Below are 14,096 nucleotides of genomic sequence, written 5' to 3' on the forward strand. Positions count from 1 at the left end.
CTTTTCTTCTTAATGTAATCTAAATTAGCTCAATTTTCAAACTTGTTAGAGGATTATCCAATATTAAACTATCATCTAACTTTCAATAATCTTTTAATATCTTCAGGAATTGGCACCGCCTTAAACTTATCGCCCTCAATAGAAGTCCAAGCGCGAATTTCATAGCCATGGCCAGTCCTTCTCTCTCCACAAAATACATCATGATGAAAACGAATTGTCTTCGTTTTCATTTCCTCCACATGGGTGTACACTGTCACTTCATCGTCATAGTAAAGGGGATTTTCAAATGTACACTTTGCTTCTAGTAAAGGAATGATAATTTTTTTTTCTTCTTCTAAATATTTAGGACTCATATTTATCGAGCGAAAAAAATTATGACCTGCTAAATCGAACCATTTATAATAATTGGGATAATAGACGATCCCTGCTCGATCTGTATCACCCCATTGGATTTGAAATTTTGTTTCGTTTATGCGTCTTTTTAAATGAGTTTCTTCCATTATATATTTCACCAGCTTCCTTTTAGCATTGGTATTAAAAAAGCAATATCGGCAGAAACCGATATCGCTTTTTCAAAGGATAAATTTATTATTTACCTTTCCATTGTGGTTCACGCTTTTCAAGGAATGAAGCCAAACCTTCTTTAGCATCCTCAGAACGGAATAACAGATTTTGTATTTCTCCTTCGTAACGAATCGCCGCGTTTAATGGCATTTCTTTACCATTCATAATCGAAAGCTTGATATTAGTGACTGAATAACTTGCTTTACTGGCGACATTTTTTGCATATTCCAATGTTTTTTCACGAATTTCTTCTTGTGGGTAAACGCGGTCAACCAGACGAATTTCCTTAGCTTCCTGAGGTAGAATCGATTCTCCTGTGATATTCAAGTCGATTGCCTTTGAGTGTCCAACCAACCTAGCCATACGTTGCGTACCGCCTGTCCCAGCAAGAACCCCAAGGTTAACTTCTGGTAAACCAATTTTCCCTGCTTTATCACCCATAAAGCGTAGATCACAGCCCATCGCCATTTCCAGACCTCCACCTACTGTATGGCCTTCTAGGCAAGCAATCCAGATTTGCGGTGAACGAGCAATTTTATCAAGTGTTTCATTACAGAACAAGCAGAATTGTGTTTTAAAAACGGGATCAGCAGCTTTAAGGAAATTAATATCTGCCCCCACCGAGAAAAATTTAGGCATATCACTCATTAACACAGCTACCTTCATATCTGGATCAAAACGAATATCATCAATTGCCTCATTTAACTCTTTGTAAAAATCAAGTGTGTAAGCATTCGTCTTGTTAATATGAAGATGTACCTCTGCAACCCCAGTTTCTTTGTTTTTTTGGATTGTAAGCGTTCTCTTAGTTTCAACTGCTGTACTCATTCATCAACACTCCTTAGTTTTAGTATTATGTTTTATTTACTTCCGTTTATATTACATAATATACTATGGAATTTTCAGAATTGCAATTATTTTTGGTAAATTTTTTAAATTAATATATTTATTAAGATATTTATACTGTTTTTTCAATAATTAAATATCTTAATAGACTGCTTCAGGTTAAACACTAGTACAGCTATTTCAATTGATAATATCTAGGTCTTAAATTCTTTGTGATGGAATATTTGATTAAGATCAAATGGCTAATTAATCAAAAAAATGACCAACTCAAATATGAATTGGTCATTTTTAATAGCTTATATTCTACTTATTGATTCCTATTTAGTGTCCACACACTTTCTTTGCAACCCCTACGAAATATTCTACTCCGTATTGCAAGGCACTTTCGTCAATCTTGAATTTAGGATGATGCAGCGGATACGCTTTTCCTATTTCATCACTGTGAACACCTATAAATTGCATCGAAGCTGGAACAATTTCGGAGTAGGCAGAAAAGTCCTCAGTCCCAAACATTGGATGTTCGACGTTTATCAGGTTATCTTTCCCGCAAATTTCTTCTACAATTTCCCGAGAGATGTCTACTACTGTTTTGTTATTGACCACAGCAGGATAACCTAATAACCAATTCATTTCATAGTTTGCTCCATGTGCATCAGTAATCCCTTTTACAATTTTCTCTAGATATTCTCTAGATTTTACGCGACTATCTCCATCTAGAGATCGAATTGTCCCGCCAAGCTCTGCATATTCTGGTATTACATTTAGAGCACTTCCAGCATGAAATGTAGTAACGGAAATCACGGGTGCTTTAAGTGCAGAAAGTTTTCTAGAGATAATATGTTGAAGATTGGTTGTGATTTCAGCTGCAATGATTAATGGGTCGATTGTTAATTCAGGAGTAGAAGCATGTCCTCCTTGGCCAATTATTTTAATTTCAAAGTCATCAGCAGCCGCACAGAATACCCCATCTCTGATACAAATTGTCCCTTTTCGTTCATAGGGTGAAACATGAAGAGCGAATACATAGTCAACTCCTTCCATGATACCGCTTTTCACTAATTCTGATGCCCCTCCTGGATAGGATTCTTCAGCATGTTGAAAGATAAATCTGATTTCCCCAAAAATCTCCTCCCTTTTTTCAGAAAGAATCTTTGCAGCACCCAATAACATGGCAGCATGTGCATCATGTCCACAGGCATGCATAACTCCTGGATTTTTCGATTTAAAGTCCACATCAGCTTCTTCTTGAATAGGCAATGCATCTATATCTGCACGAAACGCAATGGTATAGTTTTTCTGATCAGCTTTCTTCGATCCTCTTAATACTGCCAATACACTTGTTTCTGTTGGTTTCGTTACTTCTAATCCTGGAAATGTACTTAATAGATTGTAAATATAATCAGATGTATTATGCTCTTGATAGGAAAGCTCGGGGTTTTCATGTATATGGCGCCTCCATGAGATTACCTGATTCATAATCGCCTTTTCCATTGTCATCATTAATGAAAGACCTCCTTATATATATATATTTATTTATTATTTCATATTTTCCGTTAAAAAGGACCATATTTAATAGCTTGGGCAATAATTAAAAAGATTATCGATACGGCCATTTGAATTAGGAAAAACGGAAAGATCCATTTCACCCATTTGGTAAAAGGTATCCCTGCTACTGCTAAACCGGCCAATAGTACTCCGGAAGTAGGAAAAATCATATTAGATAAGCCATCCCCTAATTGGAATGCTAACACAGCGGTTTGTCTTGACATACCGACTAAATCTGCTAACGGTGTCATAATTGGCATGGTGAGTGCAGCTTGTCCACTTCCAGATGGTACAACAAAATTAATGAGCATTTGTAAAATAAACATTCCTAAAGCATTAATTGCAGGGGGCAATTGTTCAACTAATCCAGACGTAAAATATAAAATTGAATCCAGTAGACCACCATTCGTGAAAATAACCAAGATTGTTTGTGCGACACCAATTATAAGTGCTCCAGAAACCATGTCACTCGCTCCTGAAATGAAACCATTAGCCATCTTAGAAGGTGACAGCCCTCCAATAAAGCCCATTATGATTGCACACATTAAGAATAACCCGCTAATTTCGCTAATATACCAACCTAATTTAATAACGCCATAAATTAACACAATGAAATTTACCAATAGAAGAAGTAACGCAAGAAGATGTCTTTTACTTAATTTGAAATTCAAATCAATTTCCGTATGCGCACTAGATTTGAATTTACCGAATTCACCCAATGTCGGGTTACGCTTTACCTTCATCGCATGAAAATAAATATATACTACAGTTACGATATAAAAAGCGACGAAAATGGCAACTCGTAATTCCATACCTGAATACATGGGCAATTCAGCAATACTTTGAGCTATGCCCACATTAAAAGGATTTGTTATACCAGAAGTAAAACCCGTTGATAAAGTTCCGAGCACCACAATCGCGAAACCTGTCATTGCATCGAACCCTAACGCTATACTCATAGGCACGACAATTGCAATATACACTAAGGCATCTTCCGCAGAACCGATCAGCGTACCTAATAAAGCAAATATTAATACCATTAACGGAATTAACACTTTTTCTTTGGTTCCTAATCGTGCTGCAACAAATTTTATTAAGGAGTCCAGTGCACCAGTTGCTTGCATTATTCCAAGAGCGCCTCCGAACAAAAATACAAAAAGAATAATGGAAGCTCCTTCAATCATGCCTAAATGTACACTGCTAAACATATCTAGTAGTCCAACTGGTGACGAATCAACAAATTCGAACGAAGTAGGATTCACGATTGTACGACCGTCTTTTTCAACTCGTTCATATTGACCTGCGGGTAAAACATAGGTTAGAACGGTGGCAATGATAATGACGATGAACATTAAGACAAAAGGATTGATTTCTTTTCCTTTCGCTTTTTTTGGTTGTTTGTCTGGTATAGGTTGATGCTCAAGAGAATTGGATGTGATTTGCTGAATAGTTGAATTACTCATATTTGACCCCCAGTTAAAGTTTAAAATAAATCTACTACTTTCTTTTTCCGTCTATCTAATGGAAATGCACTATAGACTTGTGCAATCAGATTGCAAGATTCATTAAATGGTATTAGCATCTGTAAACATATTTTTCAGTAAACACTCAATCATCATCGGGGTCTGAACGAAGGCACTTTCAATATGAAGTCGCTCCGTACGTTGATGTGCATCTTTTCCAAAAGGCCCTACATTAAAAACGGGTGCTTGAAGTTTCATCATGTCTTTAAAGGGAATATTATAGGTTTTTCCCCAAACGGGCGTATTTCGTTCAAAAGCAGACCAACCATCATCGTGATTGTTATAATGGACATAACTCAAATCACAAACACCATTAAAATAGTGAATATGATTGATTTCCATAGAAATTTTGTTTGCCATTTTTTTTATTTTTTTAATAGAATCGATGATAAGCGGATCATGTGATGTATTGACTGGAGGATAATAAGGTGGCGCAAACAATATGACAATCGCTGGTGCAAGTTCCTGGCATTGAATCAACAATTTATCGGCAATTCGTAAAGACTTTTCCCGCTCATCCCAATGAAAGTTCGCCTTCACCTCATTCTTTATTTCTTCTACAAGTCTCTTTCCTAACTTCTGCTCTGCATATACTATCAATTTTTCGTAGCGTAATACTTGGATCTCGCCTACTCCATTCAATTGTTCACGTTGGCACAATGTTTTATAGGATGCATTGCATGCTGCGGCTGCTTCTTGTGCAACTTTCTCAAACAGATTCATTATGTCAGAGGCACTTCGCTTCATGACAAAGACATTATAAAGCGCAACGGACCTATAAGGCGTTTGTGTAGAGTATTGTGATTTTAAATCTTTTTGTTGTAATACAATTGGTAACGGGGTAGTTTCACCTAGATCCTTTTCCCTAAAAAGGGCATTCCACTCCATGAGCTGAGTAAGGAAACTTGAAATATAGGGAGCTGTTATTCCTTTAAAAGGTTCACCAACATGAGTTTCTTTTCCATAAAAAAGAGCAGCCGGCATGATTTTACCCATTGTTCCAGAATAAATATACGATTTAGAATCGCCAGGCTTCTGTGAAAAGGAAGGTTCGCCATTTAAAAACAGTTTATAAAAAAGGTCATATTCATCCCGCATCTGGACAAGTCTCGAAACTGCCGCTCTCATTCCTGAAGAATTTACTTCTTCGTCAGGAACGGTAAGGAGGATAAGATTAAGAGGCCATTGTTCGAAAATAGCTTTTTCTATTATTGACATATGAAGGGCAAGCCCCATTTTCATATCCATTGTTCCTCTGCCAAACAAATATTCTCCTGATTCAAGATCATCACATGCTTCATTTGGCAACTCGGCTTTTCGCGTACGAAGTGCCTTCGTGAGTTCTTCCGGGTAAAATGCAAGAGGTTCTAAATCACCATATTCTTCAGTTTGGACCGTATCAAAATGGCTTATCAATACAACGGTATCTTTTACCTTTGGATTTCTGTAAAAGGCTGTGACATAGTTTCTCCCCAGGTCCACTTCATGAAGGGATACGTAATTAGGATTTTGTTGGAAGTATTCAATTTCGTATAATTTATCTCTTAATCTATACGCAAAATTCCGTTCTCCATCTGTGAGTGTCCGGCTGTCCCAACTAACAAGTTCACATAACAGATTTCGAAGTGTTTCTTTTGATCCCCATAATAAATGGCTCATTAAATATCACCTCTTTCAATTTAAATAAAATCTGGAATTTATTTTTTTCAAGGTTTGAAAACTCATCTCTTTAATTTGGATTAAAAACGCAGGGACAAGCGACTAAGGCCTCCATCTTGTTTTTGAAACTCTGTCATCTCTAATTCAATTGTTTTATAGCCTACCTCTTCAATTTGTCGCTTTGTCTTCTCATATCCTTTCGGTATGATAAGGGAACCATTTACTAAAATGCAGTTAGCGGTGTATTCTTCTTCTTCTGGAACGATAATTTTTTTATATTGATCAAATTCAGGATGATTAATAAATTCGCCTGCAACAATAATAGCGTTGTTACCAAGGTAAGCAATGCCCGTTTTTAAATGGAGAAATTTCTGCAGTGGAACAATCGTTGCTTGATAACCTTCTGATTCTACTATTTCTTTTAGTTGGCGTGCTCCTTCCTCGTTTGTACGTTCAGAAATACCAATATAGAAATGATTTTCAATTTGAAGAATATCCCCTCCATCTAATGTTCCAGGTGTTTTTATGTAGTGGAATTTTTCATAAAAATCCTTTAACACAGATTCTATTTCTACTATTTCTCCATTCCTTGTATCTGCTCCCGGGTTCGTAATAACAGCGAATTCTGGAGTTAAGACCGCTGCATTTTCAACAAATGCTGAATCAGGAAATTCTTCACTTTTCTGCAAACATGTAACGGAGACACCACAGCTTTTCAAAGCCTCTACATAACTTTCATGCTGTTTTAGTAATAACTCATAATCCGGAGTTCCTAAATTGGATGTTGTTAGTCCATTTACATAACTTTGGCTTGGTAATTTTACAATTACATTTTTGTACATTGATAATTCCCCTTCCCCCTCACTCTTTCCTTAAATGTTCTTGACTGATAGATCTTTCTTTTGGATGTTTAATAATTACTCGTTTTATGGGCTTATTCATAGATGAACAATAAATTATTACCTCCTCCTTTTCCGCATAATGGAATTATATTTCTTGAAATGGAAATTTTATTAAATTATAAATTTTAAAATGGTATAATGTCAATATATTAAGAATTATCTGAAATCAACCCCTTGAAGAATGGTGGTATATACATGCAAACAATTGATAGGGCTATGAATGTAGTTAACATGCTGGTATCTAAATCATCAGAAAACGGTTTATCTATTACAGAACTCTCTCAAGAATGTGATCTTCCTATTGGTTCCATTCATCGTGTATTAAAAGCGATGAGTAAGCACGATTTAATTAAGCAGGATGAGCAATCTAAACGATACGGATTAGGAGATATTTGGATGGAATATGGTCTGAAAATGTATGACACTTTGGATTATATTAGTATAATAAGGACAGAATTAGAAAGGCTTATGCATAAAGTAGAGGAAAGCGTATTTCTTTACCGTCCGATGGGATTGGAATCCCTTATTATTGAACGGATTGATAGTGAAAGAAATCCTATTCGAGTCTATGATCAACTTGGTTCACGGATACCCTTTCATGTCGGTGCTGCCAATAAGGTGATGCTTGCCTACATGCCAGAAAAACAGGCAAAAAAAGTTATAGATACCCTTGTACCTGAAAAGGAAAAAATAGAGTTTTTAGAAGTTTTAAAGGATATGAATTCCAAAGGATATGGGATTAGTCACAGTGAAAGAACTGAAGGGACATCTTCCGTCGCTGCCCCAATTTTGAATTTTTTTGGAGAAGTATCAGGTGCCATAAGTATTGGTTTTGTAAGTTTTAATTTGACACCTGAAAGACTCAATATCCTCGTTAAAAATGTGATGGAAACGAGTCAATGCATGTCTGCAAAATTAGGATATAACGGGTCTGAACATACGAAGGCAATGAATCGTTCTTTCTAAATCATGGTATTTTATTTAAAAAAGTAAGTAATCGAGGGGTATAAAGAAAAAATACAAAAAAATTATTTCAGGCTACTTTATCTCTGTTTTCTTGAGACTGAAGTAGTCTAATTTCGTTGGTATGCTTTTTATTTCATTTTACCTGATTTTTTACTTCGCATCTCTCTAAAGTTACCCCTTTTATACTCACACTAAGTTGTCCTCTAACAACAGACCAACAGGATATATTTATAGTTTAAATCGTTTTCAGATTGTGAACTTTATGTCATCACTTTTTATTTTTTTCAATCACCATTCTTCATACTTCAAACATATAATACATACAAAGGAAAAACCGGGGGTATCAACATGCAAGACAATTTACATGGATCGCAAATGAATGAGGTTGAAAAGTTTGATGAATGGGTGAAAAAGTTTTTTCTGGACCCGGAAACAAGTGCGTTGGATCATCAACTATTTTCAATTGATATATACGAAAGTGAAGATGAGTATATGGTGGAAGCGGTTTTAGAAAATCATGATGTTAAAGATATTAAAGTATGCCTAAGTGATAATGAGCTATCGATCATCGTTGACGATACTCATAAACCCTTTCTTGAAAATAAAGCGGATACATTACCCACACAGAGGAAAATCCCCTTCCCCTTTTCAATTTGCTCACGTAGGATTACCGCGGAATTTTCAAATCCGTTATTGGTGATTCGCATCCATAAGTTTTCCCCCGGAAAAACAGCTGACGATATTAATATTGAGTAGTTTTCTTTCTTCATAATAAAAAGAATGGCTAAGGAAGCTGCCTGCTTCCTTAGCCATTCTTTTTTTATCTTGATTAGCCCGCAAAGTAAAATGAAGTTCGACTTCCTTTTTGTGTAGAAATGACTTGAAGCTGGGCATCGATTCGTTCCTTTAATTCTGGAACGTGAGAAATTATGCCAACCAATCTTCCGGTGCTCTGTATATCCATTAATGCTTCAATTGCATGGTCGAGTGATTCAGGGTCAAGCGTACCGAAACCTTCATCAATGAACATGGTCTCAAGTGATATGCCACCTGCATTCTGCTGGACAACATCAGCAAGCCCTAGAGCAAGTGCAAGCGACGCCTTAAAGCTTTCGCCTCCTGAAAGCGTTTTGACATGCCGTTCCTGGCCTGTATATTGATCATATACAGATAACTCAAGACCGCTTTGAATATTCCTTCGCGTTGGGTCCAGTTTTCGTAAAAGCTGATAACGACCGCTAGTCATCTTCAACAATCTTAGATTGGCTTCTTTTAGGATATCATCTAAAAAGGCCGCCAATACATACCGTTCAAAAGTAATACGGAAGGAGTTTTGACCTTTAGAAATCTCGGACAGATGACCAACGATACTGTATCTTTCATCTAGACTTTTCTGCTCTTCCCTTATTAGCTCCAGTTTTCGTTCAATTTCTTCGTTTATTTGCTTGTCAGCCAGTAATTCATTCTGATTTCTGCGCAACAATTCCAATTCACGATCTATGAATTCAAAAGTCTTTTTCAACCCTTCAAGGTCCGGTTTGACCACATCTTTTAATTTCATTTCCAAATCATGAAATAGACTTAGAACGCTTTGCCAACTTTGATTGTATTGCAGAACTTGACTCTCTATATATTCGAGAGCCGATTCTGACTTTTTGGCTGTTGTATATTCTTTATAATTGGCAAATCCTTGTTTGGTCATATCCGTAATCAACTTTTCCCGTTCCTCTGTTAATTCACGATTTAAGGCTTTTATATTTCCAGTTAGTGATTCTTTTTTCGCATTGATGCCCGACTCTTTTTCTTTAACCATTTGAAGATTCTTTTGTGCTTCTTCTAATGCAATTTGTAAACGTTTCTGCGTTTTGACGGCCGCTTGATATGCTGCAGTATATTCTTCCTCAGTCCTGATTCCTTCTGGCATAGAATCAGTTAATCCTTTAAGCTTTGTAGAATTTTCAATATACCTGGTTTTGACTTGATCTTCTACTTCTTCTAAAGATATTCTATTCGCTTTTAGGTGGACTGCTTTCTCTTTTAATTCAAGCAACCTGCTTTCCAATTCACTAAACGCGGCCTTCTTAAGCCTCAATGTCCGTAACTTTTCTTGCAGCTCTTTTCCTTTTTGCTCGAACTGATTCAAGTAAGCATCAATTTGATCGAAAGAAAGCTGTGGCAAACCCTGTTGTAAGTCAGCCAATTTTTCTTGAGAGGACTCTATTAGTGCATTGAACTTAGATTCTGCTTGATAATATTCACTTTCAGCTAGACTTTTTTGTTGATCTGCAGACTTCAGATAGTTTTCCTGCTGTTTCAATTCCATATCCGATGGCATCTCATCATGCATTTTGGCGGGTTTAGGATGACTCACCGATCCGCACACAGGACAATTTTCACCAGTGTGCAACATGGACGCTAGCATCCCTGCCTGACCAGCGCGCCACTTTTCATTAAGAGCCTCTAGTTTTTCCTTTTCCTGAAGCTGAATTTTAAGAAGCTCTTGGAACCGGTTATTCTTTTCATCTAACACCCGCTTTGTGCCCTGTGATTCTGAAAGAACATCTTGAAGCTTTTTCATTTCTGATAACAAATGCTGATTTTTTTCGACTTCTCTTTCCATATCACTATAAAGAAAAGCTGCATTTTCCGCTTCTGATTTTTCAAGACCAACTTTTTCTGCTTCCGCTTCAATTGAACTATGCTCTGATACATTTTTTTCACGAAGCTGCTTACTAGTCTGCCACTCTTTTTCATCTAAAAGAACTTGCGCTTTTAAACTCGCGTATGTCATCACAGCATCTTTTACCTGCTCAAGTTGATGCACATTTCGAACCGCCCGTTCCCTTTCGTCTTCCTTCAATAATTCCTGTTCATAGGAATCTTGTTTCTTAATCCGCTCAGCCATTAACTTCTCTTCCTGCTCACTTAATTTTTGGAGTTCTGTAGTTACATCTTGTACTTGTTTACCAATCCGCAAATAATATTGCTCTTGCTTTTCTAGAGAAGCCGCTTTGTGCGCCATTTTAATTTGTTCTTTTACTTCATCTATTTCAGGTTTTTTCGCTTCAAGGATCTCTTTTTCCTTTCTCAGTCTTTCTTTTTCAGTAAACCTATTTAACAAATCCACCGCTTTTGAAAGCTCTTGGTTAACTTGATCTCGAGCTTCTTGCTTTTCCTGTATTTGCTTGCTAACATACTGACTTCTTTCTGTTGCTGCCGAAATAACAGAATGTAAGAGCGGCAAAATCTGTTGTTCATTTGGCTCTTCTGCCTCCAAATGTTCCTGCAGTCCTTCATGATTACCCGGCTTGATTCCTTTCATTAATTCAATTCGCCGCTGTGCACTTCTTTCACTTTTCTTTTTAAGAATTGAAGCTTCTTCTTTTAATTTTTCTTCTATTCGTTTATAAAGTTCGGTATGAAATAATTTCTGAAGTATCTGTTCTTTATCCTTACTGTCGGATGTTAACAGTTTTCTGAATTCATTCTGAGGAATCATCAGAATTTGCCGAAACTGATTGGCATCAAGTCCAATAAGTAATTTGATTTTCTCTTCAACCTCGCGTACATTGGCACCTAGCAGTTTTTTTCCTTCTGGCAACAGCTCATATAATTCAGCTTTCGCACCAACTGTCGTCGTGCCATCGCCCGATTTCTTCTTTCGTTCCTGTTGTGGTGAACGAGTTACCAAATAAGTTTTTCCACGCAGTGTAAATTGTAGCGAGACTTCCGTCAACATATCATCTTCGGCAAATTGACTTCGTAAATCTTGCCCACTTCGATCTTCACCACTTGCTTTTCCATATATCGCAAAGCTAATCCCGTCAAAAATCGTTGTTTTCCCTGCACCCGTCTTTCCAGAAATGACAAACATAGTTCTTTCTCCAAGGGTATTAAAATCAATAGTTTCTCTTCCGGCATATGGGCCGAATGCCTGCATCGTTAAAATATGAGGTCTCATTTTAAAGCCTCCTCTTTCTTCACAGCTTCAATTACCGAAACCATCAAATCTTGCTTTTGAGAATCAAAGTCTCGATCTGTCATCTCTTGGTAAAACGTTTCAAACAAATCCAATTCGGACTTTCGTTCATCCTTTACAGAAGAAAAGGATTTTTTTCTTCTCAGGTCAGCCAAATCCCATTTCCGCTCTAGGTGAAGTACGTTCGGGTAGACCTGACGTAAGCGATTAATCGGATCGATGAGTGATCCCTCATCATTTAGTGTTATTTTTAAATAGTCATCTATTTTTTGTGATTGATAAAAAGCAGGGTCAAGTAACTCTTCCATTGTGCCTGCCAGTTCCCTCATATCAAGCTTAGGCATCAAAGATCGATATCGCATATCGAAACTGCCATCTTCTTTCATCTCGACAATGGATAACGACTTATTTTGCTTTGCCTCAGAAAAAGAGTACTTCAATAGTGAGCCGGAGTAATATACCTTTGGATGGCGTATCGCATCTGGGCTATGTAAATGTCCAAGTGCCGTATAATTGAACGCATCAAATAAATCAGATGAAACACACCCAGAACCGCCTACTGACAAAACACGTTCTGAATCGCTCGTTTTACCACCTAATACAAAGGCATGTCCAACGAAAACATTTGGTTCATTCGGATTGAATGTTTCCGCAATAGTTCCAGTTATTCGTTTCATTGCTTCTTGATGAGAATGAATACTTTCATCTTCAAAAAGATGGCGAACGGTACCAGGTTCTGCATATGGGACACAATAAAAATTCACGCCCTTAATACGGACCGGTTCACATGTTTTTGTCAATTTCCCATGAATGTATAGCTGGCTATGACGATACCATGATGAACCGAATGACAGCCTCTCCGCCGAATCATGATTTCCCGATATCGCAACGATCGGTGTATTCATTTTCACATTAATGGTATAAAGAATTTCATCAAGAAGCTCTACCGCTTCCGTCGGTGGAACAGAACGATCATATAAATCACCGGCAATCACAACTGCATCCGGTTTCTCTTCTTCTACTATTTCAATAAATTGCAGGAGTGCATGTCTTTGATCTTCTGTCATATGTACCCCGTGAACAATTTTCCCTAAATGCCAATCAGCCGTATGGATAAATTTCATAGTTTCACTCCGTCCTCATTTTTACTTACTATTATTATATCAAAAATTGAAAGGATAGCATGGATTGGGTACAAACGTTCTAATTTTTACCATGATTTGAAGCACATCTTTTTTCAAACAAAAAAAAGGCACACTCTAAAGAGTCTACCTTCTCCTAATATCAGCTAAATAAATGTTCATATGGACTCATATTTACTTTTCGTTCAGCTAATTTTTTTTGTAAAAATTTATGATCACGTTTGGGCGTGGCAATGATATAGCCACGAATTACTAAATCTTCTGTAATATCTCCCGCTTTTTCCTTTAACGCCAATTCACCGATTTTACCAGCAATTTTATGTCGTGCAACATCACGAAAAAGTTCTGGTACAGGGCTCACTAAATCTTCAAGTAAATCCTTTTGCTGCTTTGACCATAAGTGCTTTGTTTGGTCCAAATAATATTCTTCCCAATCCATATCGGATTTTCCATCCTCTTTAGGAAACCTTTTTAAGAATTTCCGAAACATGAAAAAGCCACCGATGCTCATCAAAATTATTAATAGGGCTACCCAAAATAGAATAAACCATAAAAACCAGCCTCCAAGCAAAGAACCACCTCATATGTATAGAATAATTGTTACTATGTATTATAGACAGTAACCCATTTCTTTACAAGGCTGGCAATAGAATCATTCTTGTTCGTTTACTTCCAATAAGACCAGTGAAAAATCTCCCACAGCATTTTCTTCATAAAGATTCGTAACCGAAGTAGCATAGTTAAAAATCTCTCCGCGAAATTCCTCGTTTGACTGAGGGATCTTTATATCAAATACCATTTGATATAGAAGTGTTGTTATATCATGATATTCACTATTAGTTACCTCGAAATTAAAACTGACTTTTCTGAATTCTCCACCTTCAGAATCTTTTATAACTTCTGCATGAAAATCAGTAACATGCAGTGATACATCGTCCAAAATGACTTCATCTACCATCTTACTAAACAT

12 protein-coding genes are annotated in these 14,096 nt (G+C 36.8%); 2 read left to right on the forward strand and 10 right to left on the reverse strand.

The annotated features are described in order from the left end of the window. Positions 1-71: 71 nt before the first annotated feature. From JFU24_RS06110 to JFU24_RS06135, 6 genes are all read right to left on the reverse strand, one after another. Positions 72-500, reverse strand: a complete 429-nt coding sequence (locus JFU24_RS06110; RefSeq protein WP_057219234.1) for an acyl-CoA thioesterase — start codon at positions 498-500, stop codon at positions 72-74. Between the two features lie 88 nt (positions 501-588). Continuing rightward, positions 589-1,392, reverse strand: a complete 804-nt coding sequence (locus JFU24_RS06115) for an enoyl-CoA hydratase/isomerase family protein (protein WP_056523504.1) — start codon at positions 1,390-1,392, stop codon at positions 589-591. 339 nt (positions 1,393-1,731) lie between these two features. Further along, a complete protein-coding gene (locus JFU24_RS06120) occupies positions 1,732-2,907 on the reverse strand; it encodes an amidohydrolase (protein WP_446728299.1) in 1,176 nt (391 codons plus the stop codon). Between the two features lie 56 nt (positions 2,908-2,963). Further along, a complete protein-coding gene (locus JFU24_RS06125) occupies positions 2,964-4,418 on the reverse strand; it encodes a YfcC family protein (RefSeq protein ID WP_201249722.1) in 1,455 nt (484 codons plus the stop codon). Between the two features lie 102 nt (positions 4,419-4,520). Next, positions 4,521-6,137, reverse strand: coding sequence for a M20/M25/M40 family metallo-hydrolase (locus tag JFU24_RS06130; RefSeq protein WP_201249723.1), 1,617 nt, complete (start codon positions 6,135-6,137; stop codon positions 4,521-4,523). 80 nt (positions 6,138-6,217) lie between these two features. Continuing rightward, complete coding sequence (locus tag JFU24_RS06135) at positions 6,218-6,979, reverse strand: dimethylarginine dimethylaminohydrolase family protein (protein ID WP_201249724.1); 762 nt, start codon at positions 6,977-6,979, stop codon at positions 6,218-6,220. A gap of 255 nt (positions 6,980-7,234) precedes the next feature. On the opposite strand from JFU24_RS06135, the gene JFU24_RS06140 reads away from it, so the two are divergent. Both JFU24_RS06140 and JFU24_RS06145 read left to right on the forward strand, forming a co-directional pair. Beyond that, positions 7,235-8,005: an IclR family transcriptional regulator gene (locus JFU24_RS06140; protein ID WP_201181175.1), complete on the forward strand. Its 771-nt coding sequence runs from the start codon at positions 7,235-7,237 to the stop codon at positions 8,003-8,005. Between the two features lie 348 nt (positions 8,006-8,353). Continuing rightward, entirely contained in the window at positions 8,354-8,761 is a 408-nt protein-coding gene (locus JFU24_RS06145; protein WP_201181177.1) for an Hsp20/alpha crystallin family protein, read from the forward strand. A gap of 73 nt (positions 8,762-8,834) precedes the next feature. On the opposite strand, the gene JFU24_RS06150 is transcribed toward JFU24_RS06145, so the two are convergent. The 4 genes from JFU24_RS06150 to JFU24_RS06165 form a co-directional block, all read right to left on the reverse strand. Next, entirely contained in the window at positions 8,835-11,966 is a 3,132-nt protein-coding gene (locus tag JFU24_RS06150) for an AAA family ATPase (RefSeq protein WP_201249725.1), read from the reverse strand. After that, positions 11,963-13,108, reverse strand: a complete 1,146-nt coding sequence (locus JFU24_RS06155) for an exonuclease SbcCD subunit D (RefSeq protein WP_201181181.1) — start codon at positions 13,106-13,108, stop codon at positions 11,963-11,965. The genes JFU24_RS06150 and JFU24_RS06155 overlap by 4 nt, the downstream gene beginning before the upstream one ends. A gap of 160 nt (positions 13,109-13,268) precedes the next feature. Next, on the reverse strand, positions 13,269-13,697 hold the full coding sequence (locus tag JFU24_RS06160) for a DUF2621 domain-containing protein (RefSeq protein ID WP_053345530.1): 429 nt from the start codon (positions 13,695-13,697) through the stop codon (positions 13,269-13,271). 81 nt (positions 13,698-13,778) lie between these two features. Further along, positions 13,779-14,084, reverse strand: coding sequence for a DUF3219 family protein (locus tag JFU24_RS06165; protein WP_201249726.1), 306 nt, complete (start codon positions 14,082-14,084; stop codon positions 13,779-13,781). Positions 14,085-14,096: the final 12 nt, after the last annotated feature.

The organism is Peribacillus sp. TH27 (assembly GCF_016650915.1).
GTDB lineage: Bacteria > Bacillota > Bacilli > Bacillales > DSM-1321 > Peribacillus > Peribacillus butanolivorans.

Excerpts from the sequence above, each read along its gene's own strand:
- JFU24_RS06110 (WP_057219234.1), bottom strand. The coding sequence starts at position 500 with ATGGAAGAAACTCATTTAAAAAGACGCATAAACGAAACAAAATTTCAA.
- JFU24_RS06115 (WP_056523504.1), bottom strand. The coding sequence starts at position 1,392 with ATGAGTACAGCAGTTGAAACTAAGAGAACGCTTACAATCCAAAAAAAC.
- JFU24_RS06120 (WP_446728299.1), bottom strand. The coding sequence starts at position 2,907 with ATGACAATGGAAAAGGCGATTATGAATCAGGTAATCTCATGGAGGCGC.
- JFU24_RS06125 (WP_201249722.1), bottom strand. The coding sequence starts at position 4,418 with ATGAGTAATTCAACTATTCAGCAAATCACATCCAATTCTCTTGAGCAT.
- JFU24_RS06130 (WP_201249723.1), bottom strand. The coding sequence starts at position 6,137 with ATGAGCCATTTATTATGGGGATCAAAAGAAACACTTCGAAATCTGTTA.
- JFU24_RS06135 (WP_201249724.1), bottom strand. The coding sequence starts at position 6,979 with ATGTACAAAAATGTAATTGTAAAATTACCAAGCCAAAGTTATGTAAAT.
- JFU24_RS06140 (WP_201181175.1), top strand. The coding sequence starts at position 7,235 with ATGCAAACAATTGATAGGGCTATGAATGTAGTTAACATGCTGGTATCT.
- JFU24_RS06145 (WP_201181177.1), top strand. The coding sequence starts at position 8,354 with ATGCAAGACAATTTACATGGATCGCAAATGAATGAGGTTGAAAAGTTT.
- JFU24_RS06150 (WP_201249725.1), bottom strand. The coding sequence starts at position 11,966 with ATGAGACCTCATATTTTAACGATGCAGGCATTCGGCCCATATGCCGGA.
- JFU24_RS06155 (WP_201181181.1), bottom strand. The coding sequence starts at position 13,108 with ATGAAATTTATCCATACGGCTGATTGGCATTTAGGGAAAATTGTTCAC.
- JFU24_RS06165 (WP_201249726.1), bottom strand. The coding sequence starts at position 14,084 with ATGGTAGATGAAGTCATTTTGGACGATGTATCACTGCATGTTACTGAT.